We start from the raw sequence: 17,886 nt of genomic DNA on the forward strand, positions 1-17,886 counted from the left end.
GTGGTCCCTCCTTTTCTTTCCTTCATTTTGCTGACAGCAAAAAATTTAAACCATATAATTCATGTTCCACGACCTAGGAATGAAGATGGTGCTGAACAGCTGCACAGCAAAGTGATCCGTCATACCCGCGATATAATCGCAGGCTGCGCGCTCATATCCTTCTTCTGCTGCAATTAACCGCATATCCTCCGGCAGGTGATCCGGCTGGCACAGATACCGGTAAAGTATTTCTATCAGCCCCGGCACCTTCTTTTCTTCCTTTTTTGCGCGGGGATTCAGATATACTGATTCATACATAAACTCATTGAGACAATCAAATGCCTGCTGCACCTGCGGATCAAGAAGGATCTCCTGCTGCGTACTATGGTTTACCGCCGAAAGCACCAGTGTATCTATCCGTTTCGATTTAGTCGATCCTAATACGCGGAGCACATCAGAAGGAATATCACCCTCATGAAGTACTCCAGCCCTTTCCGCATCCTCAATATCATGATTGAGATAGGCAATCCGATCGGCCAACCGCACAACGCGGCCTTCCAGTGTTTCCGCCTGTATGCCTCTGGTATGGCAAAGGATCCCATTTCTCACTTCCCAAGTAAGATTGAGTCCTTTTCCTCCCTTCTCCAGTCTCTCCACCACACGGACACTTTGTTCAAAATGGCGGAAACCGCCCGGATATAACTCATTGAGCGATCGTTCCCCTGCATGTCCAAAGGGAGTATGACCCAAATCATGACCAAGTGCGATCGCCTCAGTTAAATCTTCATTCAGCATCAGCGCACGGGCAATCGTCCTTGCAATCTGGGCAACCTCCAGTGTATGTGTCAGCCGTGTACGATAGTGGTCTCCTTCCGGAGAAAGAAAAACCTGCGTTTTGTGCTTCAGACGGCGAAAGGATTTGCAATGAATTATTCTGTCCCGATCTCTCTGATAAGGCGTGCGAAGCTCGCTTTCCTCCTCGGGATAATCCCTTCCCCTTGTTTTTGCGGACAAGGCTGCACAAGGAGAAAGATTTCTTTTTTCCGCCTCCTGAATACGTTCCATCACCGTCATAGCCATCCCCTCCTTCAGGGAAAGGCCGGCATTTACCGGCATGAAAAAGGTTTACATTATAGTTATACGCAGATTTTTTTCTTTTTCCTTTTTTGTTCCTATGTTTTGCGCAAAAAAATGTCAAGGACACGCAAAAAAGCGCTCTCCTGACACAGAAACGTGGCATTCGCCACACGTTGCGTCTGCAAGTTCACGTTCAAAGGAGGGAAGAGAATCAGGAGCAATATGAAAAGAAAGGGTTACCGATTCTCCAAACTGTGAATCGTCCAGAATACCACCGCACTCAGGAATCAGTGCCGCAACACGTCCATACTGGCTGTAAGAACATGTCAGTTCTGCCAAAGCGCACATACGCATCACAATAACCCCAGATTTCTCCAGCGCAAGAGAAACCGCATGGGAATATGCGCGCACCAATCCTCCCGCGCCGAGAAGAACCCCCCCAAAATATCGTGTCACAACGGCAATCACATCGGTTACACCAGATTTACGCAGAACATCAAGCGTTGGGATACCTGCTGTTCCCTGCGGCTCTCCATCATCGGAATAGCGCTGAATACCGCTTTGCCGCAGAGAATATGCGTACACATTATGCGTTGCGTCCCAGTAACGGGTGCGCAGATCTGCCAGAAAAGCTAACGCCGCTTCCTCTGAATCAATCGGGCAAACGTGTCCGATGAAGCGAGAACGGCGTTCCACAAATTCCACACTGACAGGCTTCAAAATCGTTTTATATTCTTGCATACGGGGTCCCCCCTTAAAAAACATAGGCGGCGCAATCTGCGCCGCCTATGCAAATCCTGAAAGAGAAGACATTACTTATCCATGCCGTAGCGCTTCTTAAACATATCGACGCGCCCGCTGGTATCGACGAGCTTCTGCTTACCCGTGAAAAACGGATGGCATTTGGAGCAAATTTCCACGTGAATATCCTTCTTCGTGGATCTGGTCTTAATCACATTCCCGCATGCGCAGGTAATTGTCGTCTCCTCATACTGGGGATGAATGTTTTCCTTCATTGTTGTCACCTCTTTCACGATATACTGCGACTTAACATTTGGATTTTATCATACCGTTTGTAAAAAAGCAAGTATAAAAACATATTTTTTCAAAAAAGATTTGTTTTCAGCAATTCTCCCCCGTTTTTAAGGCACAGGTCTTCTCGGCTTGTACATCCAGGGCAAGCTTTTCCAAAGGCGGATTCTTTTCTTCAATTCGAAAGGTGTAGCAGATCCGCATTTAAGGTATTTTCGGTATCCCCCCACCTTGAGCATTCCCTGCACCGCGCCATATCCGTTCCCTTCCCGTAAAAGCAAATCCACGCACCACATAACTGCTTGCGGGATTCTTCTTTCCCACAGCAAAGCGCTCACCTTTTTGTCGCCGGGCAAGCGGCTTTCCACATACTCCGTTACACGCAGCAAAGCCTCTACACGCTGAAACGAAGCTGCTCCCACCGTTTTCTGCGGCCCACGACGCAGTTCGTAAGCAGAGTCTCTCCTCAAAGCTACCGGACTGCGCACCGCTGTTTCCGCTGTACAAAAGCAGCGCAACAAGAATTCTTCAGAATAACCAAACTCACAATTTTCCGCAAAGATTAGGCGCCGCTCTTCCAAAAAAGCGCGCCGCAGCAAAACAGCAGCAATATCTACTGGCAGCTTTTCCTCCAGCAGTCCCTGCAGGCAAACAGATCCCGGCATGATGGTTCCTTCTTTTCCAAAGGGTTCCCCTGCCGTACCAAACACAATATCTGAATGGAGCATATGAGCCATTTCACAGTACGGAGCCAGGAATGCAGAGTACAACCGGCGGGCAAACACAAAAGAAACATATTCTCCGGCCGCCCGAACCATCGCTGTATTCAGTGCACGGGCAACAGTTCCCTCTCCACTTTGAAGCACCGATCCGGACAAACGAAGCTCCTTGATAGCCCGTAAAGCTTCCCACACGGTTTTATCCGTTGATCCCATATCAGCCACAATAAATTCTGTATTGATACCCTGTGTCTGCTCTGCCGTCAGACGCAGAATGGCCCCTATTTCCTGCTCGATATTTCTGACTGGAAAGAGTACAGAAAGAGTACACGAATCCATTGCCGTTCTATTGCTCCTTTCCGGCAGAACCCTGGGCTATGTGTTTACGCCTTCTCCATTTTGGGCGCTGCACGTTTGACCGTCAGCTCCGTTGCATGGTGCGCTGTTCCTTTTGTAACAGTAATGTGCAGATCCTCAAAATCAAAGCTGTCTCCCACAGCAGGAATCTTCTCCAGCTTTTCCATGACCCAGCCATTTACCGTTACACAGTCGTAATCATCATCCGACGCCTTAACATCAAGAAAATCAAACATTTCATCCAACGCCGCACGGCAGTCGATTTTATAAGTAGTATCGTTGATTTTCTGAAAATAATTCACCACAACGTCATGTTCATCCCAGATATCGCCTACAAGCTCCTCGATAATATCTTCCATGGTCACAACGCCCTCTGTGCCGCCGAATTCGTCGACAACCACAGCCATGTGCACCTTATAATGCTGCAGCATTCTAAGCAAATCGGATACCTTAACCGTCCCGCTGATATAAAGCGGTTTTGTCTGAATCGATTCCAAAGAGCAGTTTCCCTGCTGCAGGGCGCAGAAATAATCCTTCTCATGCACCACACCAATAATATTGTCAATGGACTCCTCATAGACCGGAAGACGCGAAAATGGATTTTGTTCAAACACTTTCGCAATTTCTTCAAACGGCGTTTCTTTGTCCACACCGACAAGATCCACACGGGGAGTCAGGATTTCGCGCGCATCCACATCGTCAAATTCAATCGCAGAGCGAATCAATTCGCCGTTTTCCTCATCGATCCCGCCCTCGCTTTGGGCTTCGTCCACGATGGTGATCAATTCTTCCTGCGTCATGCGATTCTCCGGCTTTTTCTTAAAGACTAAACTAAGGAGCTTACGCCACTGCATAAAGACGAAATTGATGGGCGTCAGAATAAACATCAAAAATTTCAGAATAGGAGCCGAAAAGCGGGCAAAGCTTTCCGGATTTTCTTTTGCCAAGCATTTGGGCGAAACCTCACCGAAAATCAGAACCACTATAGTCATAACGGCGGTGGAAACAGACGCGCCCAAATCCTGATCCGCCAAAAGAGCGGCAAACATCAAAGTTGCCATGGAAGCGGAAGCAATATTTACGATGTTATTTCCAATCAAGATGGTCGTCAGCATTTTGTCGTAATTCTCCGACACTTTGAGTACCAATTTGGCCCCTGCGTCCCCATCCTCAGCCAACGTTTTCAATCGAATCCAGTTGATAGTGGTAAAAGCGGTTTCAGAAGCGGAAAAGTAGCCGGAAAACACAACGCAAATTAAAATACCAATTAGATAGCCGACGATCGATAGGTCGCCCATAAATCAAACTCCTTTTTCTTTCCCGGGATTGCTCCCTGTTCGGCATGTGCGCCACATGCGCCAGTCATGTCCGGAAGCCCCGCTCTCTGCGCGGAACTGTCTTTTCTATTGTAGCAAAAGACAGGAAGCAATGCAACGTTCTTCCGATTTCGAACGATGTGGCCCGAACGCGTTCCACGGTCTGACAAAGCCGTCAGCCCGAAAAAATGGACCCATAAACGCTTTTTTCTGGTAAAACCGGCGTTTGAGCGCTTTTCTCAAACTCTTTTTCTCACCTTTCTTTTTCAAATTCAAAATTTTTTTCAAAAAAGACTTGATTTTCCTGCATCCGCGTGCTATGATAATGAAGCTGTTTCGACAGGAAGCAATTCGGGGTATTAGCTCAGCTGGGAGAGCGCCACACTGGCAGTGTGGAGGTCAGCGGTTCGATCCCGCTATGCTCCACCACTTCTTCCTTCTAAACAGCAATTTGGGGTATTAGCTCAGCTGGGAGAGCGCCACACTGGCAGTGTGGAGGTCAGCGGTTCGATCCCGCTATGCTCCACCAAATCCGAACCTTCTGCCGAATGGCAAAGGGTTCGGATTTTTTATTTTGTCCTGGGAGGGAAACGCCATGGAGCTGAAATGCGCTGTTTGCGACGACGAAGAAGTACAAATTGACACTTTGAAACGTCTCGTCTGCGAATGGGGAAAAGAAAGGAATTACCTCATCAAAGCACATTCCTTTCCCAGCGCGGAGGCGTTTCTCTTTGATTATATCGAACACAAAGATTATGACATTCTTCTTCTGGACATTGAGATGGGGACAATGGATGGCGTTTCACTGGCAAAGCAGATCCGCGCCGAAAATGAAATGATACAGATTGTTTTTGTGACAGGATTTTCCGACTATATTGCGGATGGCTATGAAGTCTCCGCTCTTCATTACCTCATGAAGCCGGTAAAAAGGGAACAGCTGTTCGCCGTACTGGATCGAGCGGTGCAGAAACTTGAAAAAAGCGAACGGACTCTGACTCTTTCCCTCCCCGGCGAAACCATACGGATTCCACTTTACGAGATTCGATATCTGGATGTACACCAAAATTATACGACCATACACGCCGCACAGGAGTATACCGTAAAGAAAACACTGGCTGAATTTGAGCCGCTGCTCGATGACCGTTTTTTCCGTGCGGGTCGTTCCTGTATCTTAAACCTAACCTTTGTGCGGCGGGTAACGCGATCCGAAGTCACACTGACGGACGGTTCTTCCCTTCCCCTGCCGCGCGGCCAGTACGAACCGCTGAATCGTGCTCTCATCTCAAAGCTATGAGGAGGAACCTTCCATGAAGTGGCTTTCCAAACGGGCAGACCGGCAGCTCGCTGCTTACCAGCGCGAGCTGATCGAGACACATTTTGCCGAGGTGGAAAATATGTACCGGCAAATCCGTGGATGGCGGCACGATTACCGCAACCACATTCAGGTTATGAAGGCGTATGCGGCAGCAGGAAATCTGAAAGCCATTCGGGACTACCTGGACCAGCTTGACGTGGATCTTACCACAGTAGATACCGTCATAAAAACAGGAAATGCGATGACAGATGCGATTCTAAACAGTAAAATCTCGTTAGCCCGCTCACGCGGAATCCCGGTAAGGGCGGATGCTCAGATTCCGGTAGCGCTCCGGATCTCCGAACTGGACTTGTGCGTCGTCATCGGAAACCTGTTTGACAATGCTATCGAAGCCAGTTTGCGTCTGCCACCGGAGAAACGTTTGATCCGCATCTATATGGACATGAAGGGAACACAGCTTTATATTTCCTTCACCAACTTTACAGCAGAGAAAAAACTGGCAAAGCACGGCGGACGTTTTTTCTCCACCAAGGGCGAGGGGCACGGCTTCGGCCTTCTGCGGATGGACAGTGTGGTGGAACGGCTGGGCGGGTATTTGAGCCGAAACAGTGAGGATGGGGCTTTTACCACAGAGATTCTTCTCCCGCAGGAGTGCAGTTCGTCCCCCAAAACCAACAATTCATCCCCGGATTGATCCGTCTCCTCCATTTTGCGGTAGGATAACGGAGAGGTGAGTCATGATGCAAGTACGATCTCTGCGAAAAAAAGAAAAGCCCCCTTATCATGTGGGACAAAACGTCGGATGGATGATCCACTGGGCCTGGAAAGAACGAAAAAGTATTATTTTCCTTTGTATTGTTTCCGCTGTCTGTGGGACGGTCCTGAATCTGGTCAAGCTGCTGATCGCCCCTGGGATTCTGGAAAAGCTGGAAAAATCCGCTCCTCTTCCTGAGCTTCTCACTGTGATCGCTCTGTTTTCTCTTCTTCTCATCGTATTTTCGGCTCTCAATATGTATCTTCCCATAAACGCTCTGTACCCAAAAGTCGATCTGCGCGTGAAAATACTGAACCAAGTCAACTGGAAAACAGATGTAACCTCCTTTCCGAATACGGAAGATCCCAACGTTTTAAAAAAACTGGAGAAAGCACAGGAAATCACTTCAGGCAACAGTCAGGCTTCTGAGGCAATCTGGAACACTCTGACGGATCTGCTGAAAAATCTGCTTGGATTCCTTTTCTATCTCCTGCTTCTCTCCTCTCTTGAGCCTATTCTGGCTCTTGTCTCTCTTGTGGCGGCCTGTGTTGCCTATTTTGCCGGCAAGCGAATCCACGAATGGGGTTTCCGACACCGGGATGAAGAATCTGCCTATCTGAAGCAGATGAATGAAGTTCTGAAAAAATCTTCCCTTAGGGTTTTGGGAAAGGACGTACGCATCTTCGGCATGATCCCATGGCTGGAAGAGGTGTATCTGCGCGCGCAGAAAGCTTATCACAGCTTTATTTCCCGGCGTGAACGGATCTATTTCTGGGCGGATGCGATCGACGCTGCACTTGCTTTTCTCCGTAATGGAGTCGCCTATCTATATCTGATCGGAATGGCTCTTGGCGGCGGTTTGTCCGCCGCAGAATTTCTTCTGTATTTCTCCGCGGCGGGCGGCTTTGCGGAGTGGGTAACAGGAATTCTCACCACCTTCTCCACCCTGCGCACACAAAGTCTGGATCTGTGCTCCATTCGGGAATATCTCGATCTGCCCGAACCCTTCCTCTTTGAAAATGGTACACCGGTTCCAATGCGGCAGGGGATACCATGCGAAATCAAACTGGATCAGGTCAGCTTCCGGTATCCCGGCACGGAAAAAGACATACTGCACAAGGTCAATCTGACGATCCACCCCGGCGAAAAGCTGGCGATCGTTGGCCTGAACGGCGCGGGAAAAACAACGCTTGTCAAGCTGATTTGCGGACTGTACGATCCTACCGAAGGCAGCGTCCTTTTTAATGGGACAGATGTCCGCACTCTGAACCGCAGGGAATATTATCATCTGTTTTCCGCAGTATTCCAGCAGTTTTCCGTCCTGGAAACAACTGTTGCGGAAAACGTTGCGCAATCCACCCGCTTTGACGCAAAACGTATAGACGCCTGCTTGGAACAGGCCGGACTACTGGAAAAAATCAGAGAGCTTCCCGATGGACCTTCCACTCATGTCGGGAAAACCGTCTTTGAGGACGGTGTGGATTTTTCCGGCGGCGAAATGCAGCGTTTGATGCTGGCCCGCGCGCTCTATCGGAATTCCCCCATCATCGTGCTTGACGAACCGACTGCTGCTCTCGATCCCATCGCAGAAAATGAACTGTACCTGAAATACAGCGATCTGACGGCGGGACATACCTCTGTCTATATTTCACACCGTCTTGCTTCCACCCGCTTCTGCGATCGGATTTTGCTGCTGGCAGACCAGGGGATTGCGGAGGAAGGCACCCATGAAGAATTGATGCGGCAAAATGGCCGGTATGCAGAGCTGTATGCTCTCCAAAGCCGATACTACGGGAAGGAAAAACCTGTCTCAGATAAAGACACTTTCCCGGGAAGGAGGGATCTCTGTGAAGACTGAGAAAAGAATCCCCCTCTCCAAGGCTTTTTCCCTCCATTACCGAGCGTTTCAGATTTTGCAAAAAAATTGTCCCGGTCTTCTGCCATCCATTTTTTTCCACTCTGCAGTTGGAGCTGTCCTCCCCTATGTCGGAATCTATTTTTCCGCGCAGCTCCTTAATGAACTTGCCGGAGAACGCCGTGCACAATCACTGTGGATGTGGGCGCTGCTCGCAGCGGCTTCCACCATGATTTTGACACTGTTCAAAGCAGTATTTTCCCGCTGGAAAAATCAGAAGATGGGAACGTTCCAGCAAGATACCGGCCGCATCTATGTTGATAAGCTTCTGCGAATGGATTTTTGCGTCCTTGACGATTCCCACACACACGATCTTCACTCCCAGATCAAACAGAATGACAATTGGATGGGCTGGGGATTGTATCGTGCCACCATGATTTTTGAGGAATTGGTGGAAGCCATCATCGGCATTTTAAGCGCGGTCTCTTTGACGGTGGGACTGTTTCTTCTCCCGGTTCCGGGAACCTCTTCCCTTTCCTTCCTGAATCATCCTCTTTTCCCAGTTGCCGCACTTGTTGTCCTCCTTCTTTTCTCCTTTCTCTCTTCCATCTGTGCCACGAAATCAGACAGCTACTGGATCTCCACTGCGGAAGAACAGAAATTTTTGAACCGCCTTTATTCTTTCTTTGGCTATACCGTTCATGGGCGGGATCGTGCCCTTGATATGCGCCTGTACGATCAACAGGAAATTTGCTCTGAAATCCTGATGACACAGGGACAAGAGATGTTTGGCCGCGGCTCTAAAATTGTGCGGTACGCGCTTGGCCCGATGGGATTGCTCATGGCATCTGCTTCCGCAATCTCCGCTGTGTTCATCGGTCTTTCCTATCTGTTTGTCTGTCTCAAAGCATGGGCAGGTGCGTTCGGCGTCGGCTCTGTGACGCAGTATGTGGGCGCTATCACAGCACTTTCCAGCAACATTACGTTCCTGATGCGTGTGCTGGGCGAGCTTTACAACAATGCAAAACCCATGGAAACCGTTTTCGCATTCCTGGATTTGCCGGATCGGATGTATCAGGGAACCTTGACAACGGAAAAACGCTCTGACCGCCAGTATGAGGTGGAGTTCCGCGACGTTTCTTTCCGCTATCCCGGAACGCATGAATATGCCCTGCGTCATGTGACAATGAAATTTCGCATTGGAGAGCGTTTGGCCATTGTGGGGCGCAATGGCTCCGGTAAAACTACTTTTATCAAGCTGCTTTGCCGTCTGTACGATCCCGACGAAGGAGAAATCCTGCTTAACGGGATCGATATCCGTAAGTACAATTACCAAGATTATCTACGGGTTTTCTCTGTGGTATTTCAGGATTTTCAGCTTCTTCCTTTCCCGCTGGGAGAGAACGTGGCCGCTTCCTATACTGTGGACCGGGAACGGGCGGAGCACTGTCTGCGTGTCGCTGGATTTGGAGATCGGCTGGATTCCATGCCGGACGGTCTGGATACCTTCCTCACCCGCGATTTTAGCGAAAAGGGTGTAACAGTTTCCGGCGGTGAAGCGCAGAAAATCGCGCTGGCCCGTGCCCTGTACCGTGACGCTCCCTTTATCATTCTGGACGAACCGACCGCGGCTCTCGATCCTGTGGCGGAATATGAAGTTTATACCCATTTCAACGATCTGGTGGGAGACAAAACAGCTGTCTATATCAGCCACCGTCTCTCCTCCTGCCGCTTCTGCGATGCAATCGCTGTCTTTGATCATGGACAGATTGTCCAACAGGGAACGCATGAATCTCTTTTGCAGGACAAAAACGGCGTCTATGCGGCATTGTGGGAAGCACAGGCACAGTATTATCGGGAACACCAAGAGGTACTTGAAGATTCGCCGCAAGAATAAAAGTAAAGAAAAAACGCAGGCAGATCCCTTTCAGGGATGCCTGCGTTTTTATTATCTGCGTGTGTCAGCCGGAATATTACTCCACCACATCCGAGGAAAACGTCACGGTTGCCGCCGTTCCCATCGTACAGTTGGAATCGCGGAAATTCGAAGTGGCCTGATTGACCGCCGCACTCTCATCAAACCCAAGCTCCGACCAGAGTGTGATCGCCTTGCCAGGTTCAATTTCTGTAGGCTGCGTCAAACGGTAACCGGCCTGAGCAGCTGCGGATGACAAATCAGGCGCGCCCTTATAGCTGGCTTTGGAATTTCCATCTTCATTGATGAAAAAGATATCCCAGGAACCGTTAATCAGACGTACCGCCAGACGACCCTCTTTCGCGGCAAGATTGCCGTAACTCTTTCCGGCGTTCACCCATTGTCCATTTTCAAATTTCCAGATATCTACCGAGATCGATCGGATCAGATCAGAAACCTGATAATCAAAAAAGACAATCTCATCATCAATGATTTGCAGAACTTCCTGTGTTTCCTGTGAAAACTCACTCGGTTTCACTGTCATTTGCGAGGAAGAACCAGAACAAGAAGTCAAGCAAAGAATAACAGTCAAAAGCAGCGGCAGCAATCTCTTTTTCAATGAAGCGTCTCCCTTTCTACATATCATTTGCATTCATAACAGCTCTTTTCCCTGTGTCTCAGGAAAGAAAGCCGCTGAAAAGTTGATTTTTGTCATTTTAGTGTATCACATCAGCCTATGATTTTCAATGGCAGGATTTCTGGCTTCTATCTTCCTCCCGCTTTTTGCAATTTTACATCCCCTGTTTTGCAAAAATCACCTGACTGTGCTATAATACAAAAAATCCCAAGGCACAAAGGAGAACTGCACCATGAATACCGCAACCCTTTTCAACGCCAAAAAGGTCGTTTTTTCCCTCGAGGTTTTCCCTCCGAAAAAAGACACCTCTGTGAATGTGATTTACAATACCCTTCTGGGCCTGCGCGGCCTTCCCGCTGATTTCATCAGCGTCACCTATGGCGCAGGAGGAAGCCCCGCCCAGCGGGAAAAGACCTGTGAGATCGCTTCGCTGATCCGCAGCACTTACCATATCGAACCGGTTTCTCATCTGACCTGCGTAAACTCTGACCGCGAGGAGATCCGCTCTATCCTGCAAAAGCTTAAGGAAAACGGCATCTGTAACATTCTTGCTTTGCGCGGCGACAAAACTCCTGGTGTGGAACCGAAAACTGATTTCCTTCATGCAAGCGATTTGGTCCGTTTCATCCGTGAAACCGACCCTTCCTTCAATTTGATTGGAGCATGCTATCCGGAAGGGCACTGTGAAAGTGAAAGTCTGGAAGAGGATATTGAGCATTTAAAGATCAAAATCGAAAATGGCGTTTCCCACCTGATTACCCAGCTGTTCTTTGATAACGGCAATTTTTATCATTTTCTGAATCTCGCACGGCAGAAAGGAATTACCGTGCCGGTGGAAGCTGGTATCATGCCGATTGTGAAAAAGAGCCAGATCGAGCGCACCGTGACGATGTGCGGCGCCAGCGTACCTTCCAAACTGGCTACCATCATCAGCCGCTATGCGGACAACCCTGCTGCCCTGATGGACGCAGGAATTTTCTATGCAACGGAACAGATCATGGATCTGCTCGAAAACGGCGTACAGGGCATCCATCTGTACACGATGAACAATGTGGAAGTTGCGTCCCGCATCAGCCGCAACATTGAAAATATCATTGCCGCCAAAAACGCCGGGGAGAACCATCATGCAGACACTGTCCAGCCTTGATCGTTCGGAGGTTCTCCGCTATCTGGGCTGGAGAGGCAACGAACTCTCCGCCAATATGGAGGATATGGTGCTGCGCTGTATTCATGAGATGTGCCAAGCTGCAAAGCCAACGTGGTTATACCGGCGCTTTTCTGTCCGGCGAACGGAAGAAGGGCTCCTTCTTGAACCGAGTTCCCTCCTTTTAGCCGGAAAAGACATTGCTGCCCATCTGAGCGGATGTGAGGAAACATTTCTGCTGTGCGCAACCATTGGATTATCCGCGGAACGCCTGATTCGTACCCGGATGGTGAGCAATCCCGAAGAAGGCGTCATCCTGGACGCTTGCGCTACCCAGGCCGTTGAGCAGACAGCCGATCTGGCGGAGCAGGAGATTACGGAGCTTTGCCAAAAGGAAGGACATGGTCTGACGTGGCGGTTCAGCCCCGGCTACGGCGATCTTCCGCTGGCAGTGCAGAGAGACTTTATCCGCGTTTGCGACGCTTCCCGCCGGATTGGATTAACGGTTACAGACAGCCTTCTGATGACGCCGGGAAAATCTGTGACCGCCATTCTGGGTGTCACCCCTCTTCCCACCGTGACACAGGAAGAACGAACCGACAAGTGCAGCCGGTGTCCCAATCAAGGCCGATGCGCCTTCCGAAAGAGAGGAATAACATGTTGATACCTCACGACCATATCACGATTCTGGACGGTGCAATGGGCACCATGCTTCAAGCCGCCGGTCTTCCTTTGGGGAAATACCCCGAAGCGTTGAATCTGACCCATCCGGCAGATATCACCGCCATTCATCGTGCCTATGCGCAGGCAGGAGCACAAATTCTATACGCCAATACCTTTGGGGCAAACCGCCGCAAACTGGAAGGAAGCGGCCTTTCGCCGCGGGAAGTCATTCAGGCGGGTATCGCCTGCGCGCGGGAAGCGGCAAAGGAAACTGGAGCGCTTGTTGCTCTCTCCTGCGGCCCAATCGGCGCGTTGCTGGAACCAAACGGGAACCTGCGGTTTGAAGAGGCCTATGATATTTTCTGTGAATCCGTCACAGCGGGCGCGGAAGCAGGCGCTGATCTCCTGGTGTTTGAAACCATGACTGATCTTCTGGAGGTCAAAGCCGCGCTCCTCGCAGCAAAAGAGAACACCTCCCTTCCTGTATTCTGTTCCATGAGCTTTGAGCCAAACGGCCGCACCTTCACTGGTGTTTCCATTCCCGCCATGGCGCTCACGCTGGAAGGATTGGGGGCGGACGCGGTGGGAATTAACTGCTCGCTTGGCCCCGCAGAAATTCTTCCCTTTGCACGAGAGCTGTGCAGTTGGACCCGTCTGCCGGTTTTCATCAAGCCCAATGCTGGCCTTCCCAATCTCAATTCCAATCAATACGACATTTCTCCGGAACAGTTCTGCTCTATTATGGAGAAATATGCGTCGCTCGGCGTTTCTTACCTCGGCGGCTGCTGCGGTACCACGCCGGATTATATTCGTCTGCTCTCTGAGCATCTGAAGGGAAAACCTGTTCCAGCCCGCACCGTTCCGCATCGCTCCGCCCTGTGCAGCGCCAGCCGTGTTGTGGAAATCGACGGTGTGCGGGTCATCGGGGAACGCATCAATCCTACCGGCAAAAAGCTGTTCAAGGAAGCCTTGCGCAAGCGCGATATTGGCTACATCCTGCGGCAGGGAATCGAGCAGGTGCGCGCGGGCGCGGAAATCCTGGATGTAAACGTCGGCCTGCCAGGGATCGATGAGGCAGCGCTTATGGAAGAGGTTGTGCGGGAATTGCAGGGTGTGGTCGATGTGCCGCTCCAGCTGGACAGCAGTAATCCTGTTGTTCTGGAACGTGGTCTGCGGCTGTATAACGGCAAACCGATTGTAAATTCCGTCAATGGCGAGCAGGCTGTGATGGAACGCATTTTTCCACTGGTTAAGAAGTATGGGGCCGCCGTGGTTGGCCTGACACTCGACGAGAACGGGATTCCCGGAAAAGCCGAGGATCGCTTCGCCATCGCGGAACGCATGGTACAGACAGCAGAACGATACGGAATTTCGCGTGAGGATGTGTATATTGACTGCCTGACGCTGACTGCTTCTGTGCAGCAAGCAGAGGTACGGGAGACTCTGCGGGCGGTAGAGCTTGTCAAAAAACAACTGGGTGTCAAAACGGTACTTGGTGTGTCCAATATTTCTTTTGGTCTGCCAGAGCGTGAAATCCTCAACGTCTCCTTCCTGACTCTGGCAATGGCACACGGGCTGGATCTGCCGATCCTGAATCCGAACGCCAAAGCGATGATGGACGCGATCGACGCGTTCAATGTCCTGTATAATCGCGATTCCGGTTCCACTCGATATCTGGAACGTCATGCAGTAACGGTGTCCTCTTCCCCCGTCTCCGTTAAAACAGGCGGTTTGCCACTGGAGGAATGTGTTCTCAACGGCTTAAAGGAGGATGCCGGAGAAGCAACACGCCGTCTGCTCTCCGAAGGACACGATCCGATGGAAATTGTGAACAGCGTACTGATCCCTGCTTTGGACCGCGTGGGCGCCGATTTTGAAAGCGGAAAGCTGTTCCTGCCCCAGCTGATCCAATCCGCAACAGCGGCACAGGCAGGGTTTGAAGAGATCAAGAAGAGTCTTGCAGCTCAAAAGTCTGAGCATACCGTTTCAAAGGGCACGATCGTGCTGGCCACGGTCAAAGGCGATATTCATGATATTGGAAAGAATATCGTCAAGGTAATTCTCGAAAACTATGGCTATGATATTATCGATCTCGGCAAGGATGTGCCGCCGGAACGTGTTGTGCTGGCCGCAAAAGAATCCGGCGCGCCGCTGGTCGGTTTGTCTGCCCTGATGACCACAACAGTCGCTTCGATGGCGGAAACCATCCGTCTCCTGCGCGCGGAAAGCTTGTCCTGCAAAATTATGGTGGGCGGCGCTGTCTTGACGGAAGAGTATGCCATGGAAATCGGAGCGGATTTCTACGCGAAGGACGCAAAAGCAAGTGCGGACATTGCCAAACAGGTGTTAGGGTAAGCTTTTTAGCAAAGAATGGGATTGCATGGATGCGGATTTCGTGATAAAATAAACGAAATTATTCCGCACAGACGGATACAGAAAGGGGATCTGTTGGAATGACTGTTATCTATGAGGCGATCGGTTTGTAAAACAGAATCATGGGCGCTGGTAAGCTTTGGAGCGACTGCTCCAGCTTTGCTGTGCCGTTTTGAGTAACCTTTCGAGTATCTTTGCCCAGCGACCCGGCATAGAAAAGCCGCGGAAAGCAAACTCTGTCAAGGGTTGCTTTCCGCGGCTTTTTGCGCCCATTTTTCCGATCGCAGGAAAGGAGAGATGTCTTATGAGAAAGAATAAACAGATACATACTCAAATCAATCAAATGGAGGAAAACAGAATTGAATCTTTCACAATATGGTTTTTCGCCGGAACTTCTGCCGGAAAACGCGCAGGGCCTCCCGGCCAGAATTACAGCTGTTCATCGTGGACGCTTTGCTCTGATCTCTGAGGCGGGGGAAGGCTATGGAAAGCTCAAATCAGCGGAATACGATTCCGGACGGGAGGAATATCCAACGGTCGGAGACTTTGTGCTGATCCATCCCGTTCCCGGCGGGGACAGCCAAATTATTCGCACTCTGCCGCGCAAAAGCTTCTTCTCGCGCCGGGATCCCGACCGCGGACGCGGGGAGCAAATCATTGCGGCAAACTTTGACTTGGTCATTCTGCTGCAATCGCTGAATCAGGATTTCAATATCCGGCGTTTGGAACGATATCTGACGCTGGCCTGGCAGTCCGGTGCTTCCCCTGTTGTAGTGTTGACAAAATCGGATCTCACTTCAGATCCGAACACCTATCTGCTCCAGGCGCAAACAATCGCACTGGGTTGCCCCATTCTCACGGTCAGCGCAAAAACAGGAGAAGGACTGGATGATCTGAAAAAAACTCTTTGTCCGGGGATGACATCGGTATTTCTCGGATCCTCCGGTGTGGGAAAATCCAGCCTTGTCAACGCGCTCGCGGGCGAACCTTTGATGGACGTGGGAGAAATCCGCGAAGATGACGGCAAAGGCCGCCACACCACGACACACCGCCAGCTGCTTCTGCTGCCTAATGGTACCATTCTCATCGACACTCCCGGTATGCGAGAGCTGGGAATGTGGGACGTTTCTTCCGGCCTGGGGGAATCGTTTGCCGATATCGAAGCACTTCAAACACGCTGCCGCTTTCGGGACTGTACCCACAATACGGAACCCGGCTGCTCTATCCGGGAAGCCATTGAAAACGGTGAACTGAGCCAGGAGCGTTGGGAAAGCTATCAGTCTCTTCGGCGCGAAGCAAAATATTCCGATGACAAAGAAGCGTATCTTCGGGAAAAACAGCAATGGTATAAAAATATCGCAAAGTGGAACCGGCGGCAAAAAAGCTCCGGAAAACGCAGATGGGAGGAATCATGATGCAATGGATCATTCGGCAAGAAACCTCGGCAGACTTTCGCACGGTGGAAGAGTTGACACGGGAAGCATTTTGGGGATGTATGGACAATCCCACATGCGACGGAGAACCGCTCATTGTGCATCGGCTTCGGCAATCACCGGATTTTGTGCCGGAGCTTGATCTTGTGGCCGAAATAGATGGAAAAATCGTAGCTCATATCCTGTATTCCAAGGGAAAAATTCTTTCTTCGGATGGACGGGAAACGGAAGTCCTTGGTTTCGGCCCTCTCAGCGTCCTTCCCTCCTGGCAAAAGCATGGAATCGGAGGTGATCTTCTGCGCTATTCCCTCCAAAAAGCAGCGGATCTGGGATTCCGCGCGGTGTTGATTTACGGTCATCCTGACTATTATCCACGATTCGGGTTCCAACCGGCCCATAACTTTGGTATCACAACCCCGGATGGTTCTTCCTTTGACGCCCTAATGGCTTTCGAATTGTTTCCCGGAGCATTGGACGGGATTTCCGGCAGTTTTCACGAATCCTCTGCTTATGAAATCACCCCTGAAGAAGCATCGGAATTCGATCGTTCTTTTCCTCCAAAACAACCTGCTTCCCTGCTCCCCATCACAGCACTGACCGATCGCCTTCCAGAAGATGTCGGAGAAGCGATTCTCAAAAAGAATCTCCCCTGTGTCAACAGCCTATGCCGCTTCAGTGTGCGTGAAATGCTGGAATGGGAGGGGATGGACGAAGAAAAGCTTGCCGCAATCAATCATGTTTTAGAGAAACTTGGACGTCCTAAAAAACTTCCTGCTCCCCCTCTCTCCTTTCAAAAGAAAACCGTTACAGTCCGCAAAGCTCACCGGGAAGATCTTCCGACATTATCTCTTCTGGCCACAATGCTGTGGGAACATCATACGGCCGAAGAGCTTATCATGGAATTTTCCAATCTGATTACCAGAAAAGACGCACAGTTTTTTCTGCTCTATGAAGGAGAGGAAGCCGCAGGCTTTGCGCAATGCCAGCTTCGCCACGATTATGTAGAAGGAACCACATCGACCCCTGTTGGCTATCTGGAAGGAATTTTTGTGAAAGAAAACTTTCGTCATCATGGGCACGCTGCAAAACTGCTGGCTGCTTGTGAAATGTGGGCAGCAGAACGGGGATGTTTGGAGTTTGCGTCAGACTGTGAATGGGAGAATACCGAAAGCAACAGCTTCCACTTGGCCACAGGCTTTGCGGAAGTAAACCGAATCATTTGTTTCGTTAAGCGTCTACCAACCAGCCAAACAAAAAATATCAATAAAACACTCTAACAAAAAACGTTGGACGGATGAGAAATCCGTCCAACGTTTT

General features: G+C 50.2%; 15 protein-coding genes and 2 tRNA genes. 11 read left to right on the plus strand and 6 right to left on the minus strand.

Annotation, left to right across the window (positions count from 1 at the left end; all coding sequences use genetic code 11):
* Positions 1-45: 45 nt before the first annotated feature.
* The 5 genes from B5F35_RS00375 to B5F35_RS00395 all read right to left on the minus strand — a co-directional run bounded on the left by B5F35_RS00375 (position 46) and on the right by B5F35_RS00395 (position 4,462).
* Positions 46-1,053: a deoxyguanosinetriphosphate triphosphohydrolase gene (locus tag B5F35_RS00375; RefSeq protein ID WP_087236962.1), complete on the minus strand. Its 1,008-nt coding sequence runs from the start codon at positions 1,051-1,053 to the stop codon at positions 46-48.
* 120 nt (positions 1,054-1,173) lie between these two features.
* Positions 1,174-1,797 (minus strand): IMPACT family protein, encoded by a 624-nt coding sequence (locus B5F35_RS00380; protein ID WP_087236964.1) that lies wholly within the window; start codon positions 1,795-1,797, stop codon positions 1,174-1,176.
* A 71-nt stretch (positions 1,798-1,868) separates the two neighbouring features.
* Complete coding sequence (gene rpmE, locus B5F35_RS00385) at positions 1,869-2,072, minus strand: 50S ribosomal protein L31 (RefSeq protein ID WP_087236966.1); 204 nt, start codon at positions 2,070-2,072, stop codon at positions 1,869-1,871.
* Between the two features lie 126 nt (positions 2,073-2,198).
* Positions 2,199-3,146 carry a glycosyltransferase gene (locus B5F35_RS00390; RefSeq protein WP_087236968.1) on the minus strand — a complete coding sequence of 316 codons (948 nt, stop codon included), beginning with the start codon at positions 3,144-3,146 and terminating at the stop codon, positions 2,199-2,201.
* A 44-nt stretch (positions 3,147-3,190) separates the two neighbouring features.
* Positions 3,191-4,462, minus strand: a complete 1,272-nt coding sequence (locus B5F35_RS00395) for an HlyC/CorC family transporter (RefSeq protein WP_087236969.1) — start codon at positions 4,460-4,462, stop codon at positions 3,191-3,193.
* Between the two features lie 371 nt (positions 4,463-4,833).
* Between B5F35_RS00395 and B5F35_RS00405 the strand changes: the two genes are divergently transcribed.
* The 6 genes from B5F35_RS00405 (at position 4,834) to B5F35_RS00430 (ending at position 10,301) form a co-directional block, all read left to right on the plus strand.
* Positions 4,834-4,909 (plus strand) — tRNA-Ala (locus tag B5F35_RS00405).
* Between the two features lie 24 nt (positions 4,910-4,933).
* Positions 4,934-5,009, plus strand: a tRNA-Ala gene (locus B5F35_RS00410).
* Between the two features lie 66 nt (positions 5,010-5,075).
* Complete coding sequence (locus B5F35_RS00415) at positions 5,076-5,774, plus strand: LytR/AlgR family response regulator transcription factor (RefSeq protein WP_087236973.1); 699 nt, start codon at positions 5,076-5,078, stop codon at positions 5,772-5,774.
* A gap of 13 nt (positions 5,775-5,787) precedes the next feature.
* Positions 5,788-6,489 carry a sensor histidine kinase gene (locus B5F35_RS00420; RefSeq protein WP_087236975.1) on the plus strand — a complete coding sequence of 234 codons (702 nt, stop codon included), beginning with the start codon at positions 5,788-5,790 and terminating at the stop codon, positions 6,487-6,489.
* A gap of 43 nt (positions 6,490-6,532) precedes the next feature.
* A complete protein-coding gene (locus tag B5F35_RS00425; RefSeq protein ID WP_242969334.1) occupies positions 6,533-8,407 on the plus strand; it encodes an ABC transporter ATP-binding protein in 1,875 nt (624 codons plus the stop codon).
* Positions 8,397-10,301 (plus strand): ABC transporter ATP-binding protein, encoded by a 1,905-nt coding sequence (locus B5F35_RS00430; protein WP_242969335.1) that lies wholly within the window; start codon positions 8,397-8,399, stop codon positions 10,299-10,301. Before B5F35_RS00425 ends, B5F35_RS00430 begins: the two co-directional genes overlap by 11 nt.
* Before the next feature lie 76 nt (positions 10,302-10,377).
* On the opposite strand, the gene B5F35_RS00435 is transcribed toward B5F35_RS00430, so the two are convergent.
* On the minus strand, positions 10,378-10,938 hold the full coding sequence (locus tag B5F35_RS00435) for a hypothetical protein (protein WP_087236978.1): 561 nt from the start codon (positions 10,936-10,938) through the stop codon (positions 10,378-10,380).
* Positions 10,939-11,188: 250 nt separating this feature from the next.
* On the opposite strand from B5F35_RS00435, the gene metF reads away from it, so the two are divergent.
* The 5 genes from metF (at position 11,189) to aac(6') (ending at position 17,846) form a co-directional block, all read left to right on the plus strand.
* Positions 11,189-12,103 (plus strand): methylenetetrahydrofolate reductase [NAD(P)H], encoded by a 915-nt coding sequence (metF, locus tag B5F35_RS00440; protein WP_087236980.1) that lies wholly within the window; start codon positions 11,189-11,191, stop codon positions 12,101-12,103.
* Positions 12,081-12,764 carry a vitamin B12 dependent-methionine synthase activation domain-containing protein gene (locus B5F35_RS00445; protein WP_087236981.1) on the plus strand — a complete coding sequence of 228 codons (684 nt, stop codon included), beginning with the start codon at positions 12,081-12,083 and terminating at the stop codon, positions 12,762-12,764. The genes metF and B5F35_RS00445 overlap by 23 nt, the downstream gene beginning before the upstream one ends.
* Positions 12,758-15,118, plus strand: a complete 2,361-nt coding sequence (locus tag B5F35_RS00450) for a homocysteine S-methyltransferase family protein (protein ID WP_206423985.1) — start codon at positions 12,758-12,760, stop codon at positions 15,116-15,118. Before B5F35_RS00445 ends, B5F35_RS00450 begins: the two co-directional genes overlap by 7 nt.
* A gap of 377 nt (positions 15,119-15,495) precedes the next feature.
* The gene (gene rsgA, locus B5F35_RS00455) at positions 15,496-16,551 is read left to right on the plus strand and encodes a ribosome small subunit-dependent GTPase A (protein WP_087236983.1); all 1,056 of its coding nucleotides are present in this window, start codon (positions 15,496-15,498) and stop codon (positions 16,549-16,551) included.
* On the plus strand, positions 16,551-17,846 hold the full coding sequence (aac(6'), locus tag B5F35_RS19495; RefSeq protein ID WP_206423986.1) for an aminoglycoside 6'-N-acetyltransferase: 1,296 nt from the start codon (positions 16,551-16,553) through the stop codon (positions 17,844-17,846). The genes rsgA and aac(6') overlap by 1 nt, the downstream gene beginning before the upstream one ends.
* The last annotated feature ends 40 nt before the right edge of the window (positions 17,847-17,886 follow it).

Origin of the sequence: Anaeromassilibacillus sp. An200 (genome assembly GCF_002160025.1) — a bacterium.
In the GTDB taxonomy this organism is placed as follows: domain Bacteria; phylum Bacillota; class Clostridia; order Oscillospirales; family Acutalibacteraceae; genus Caccousia; species Caccousia stercoris.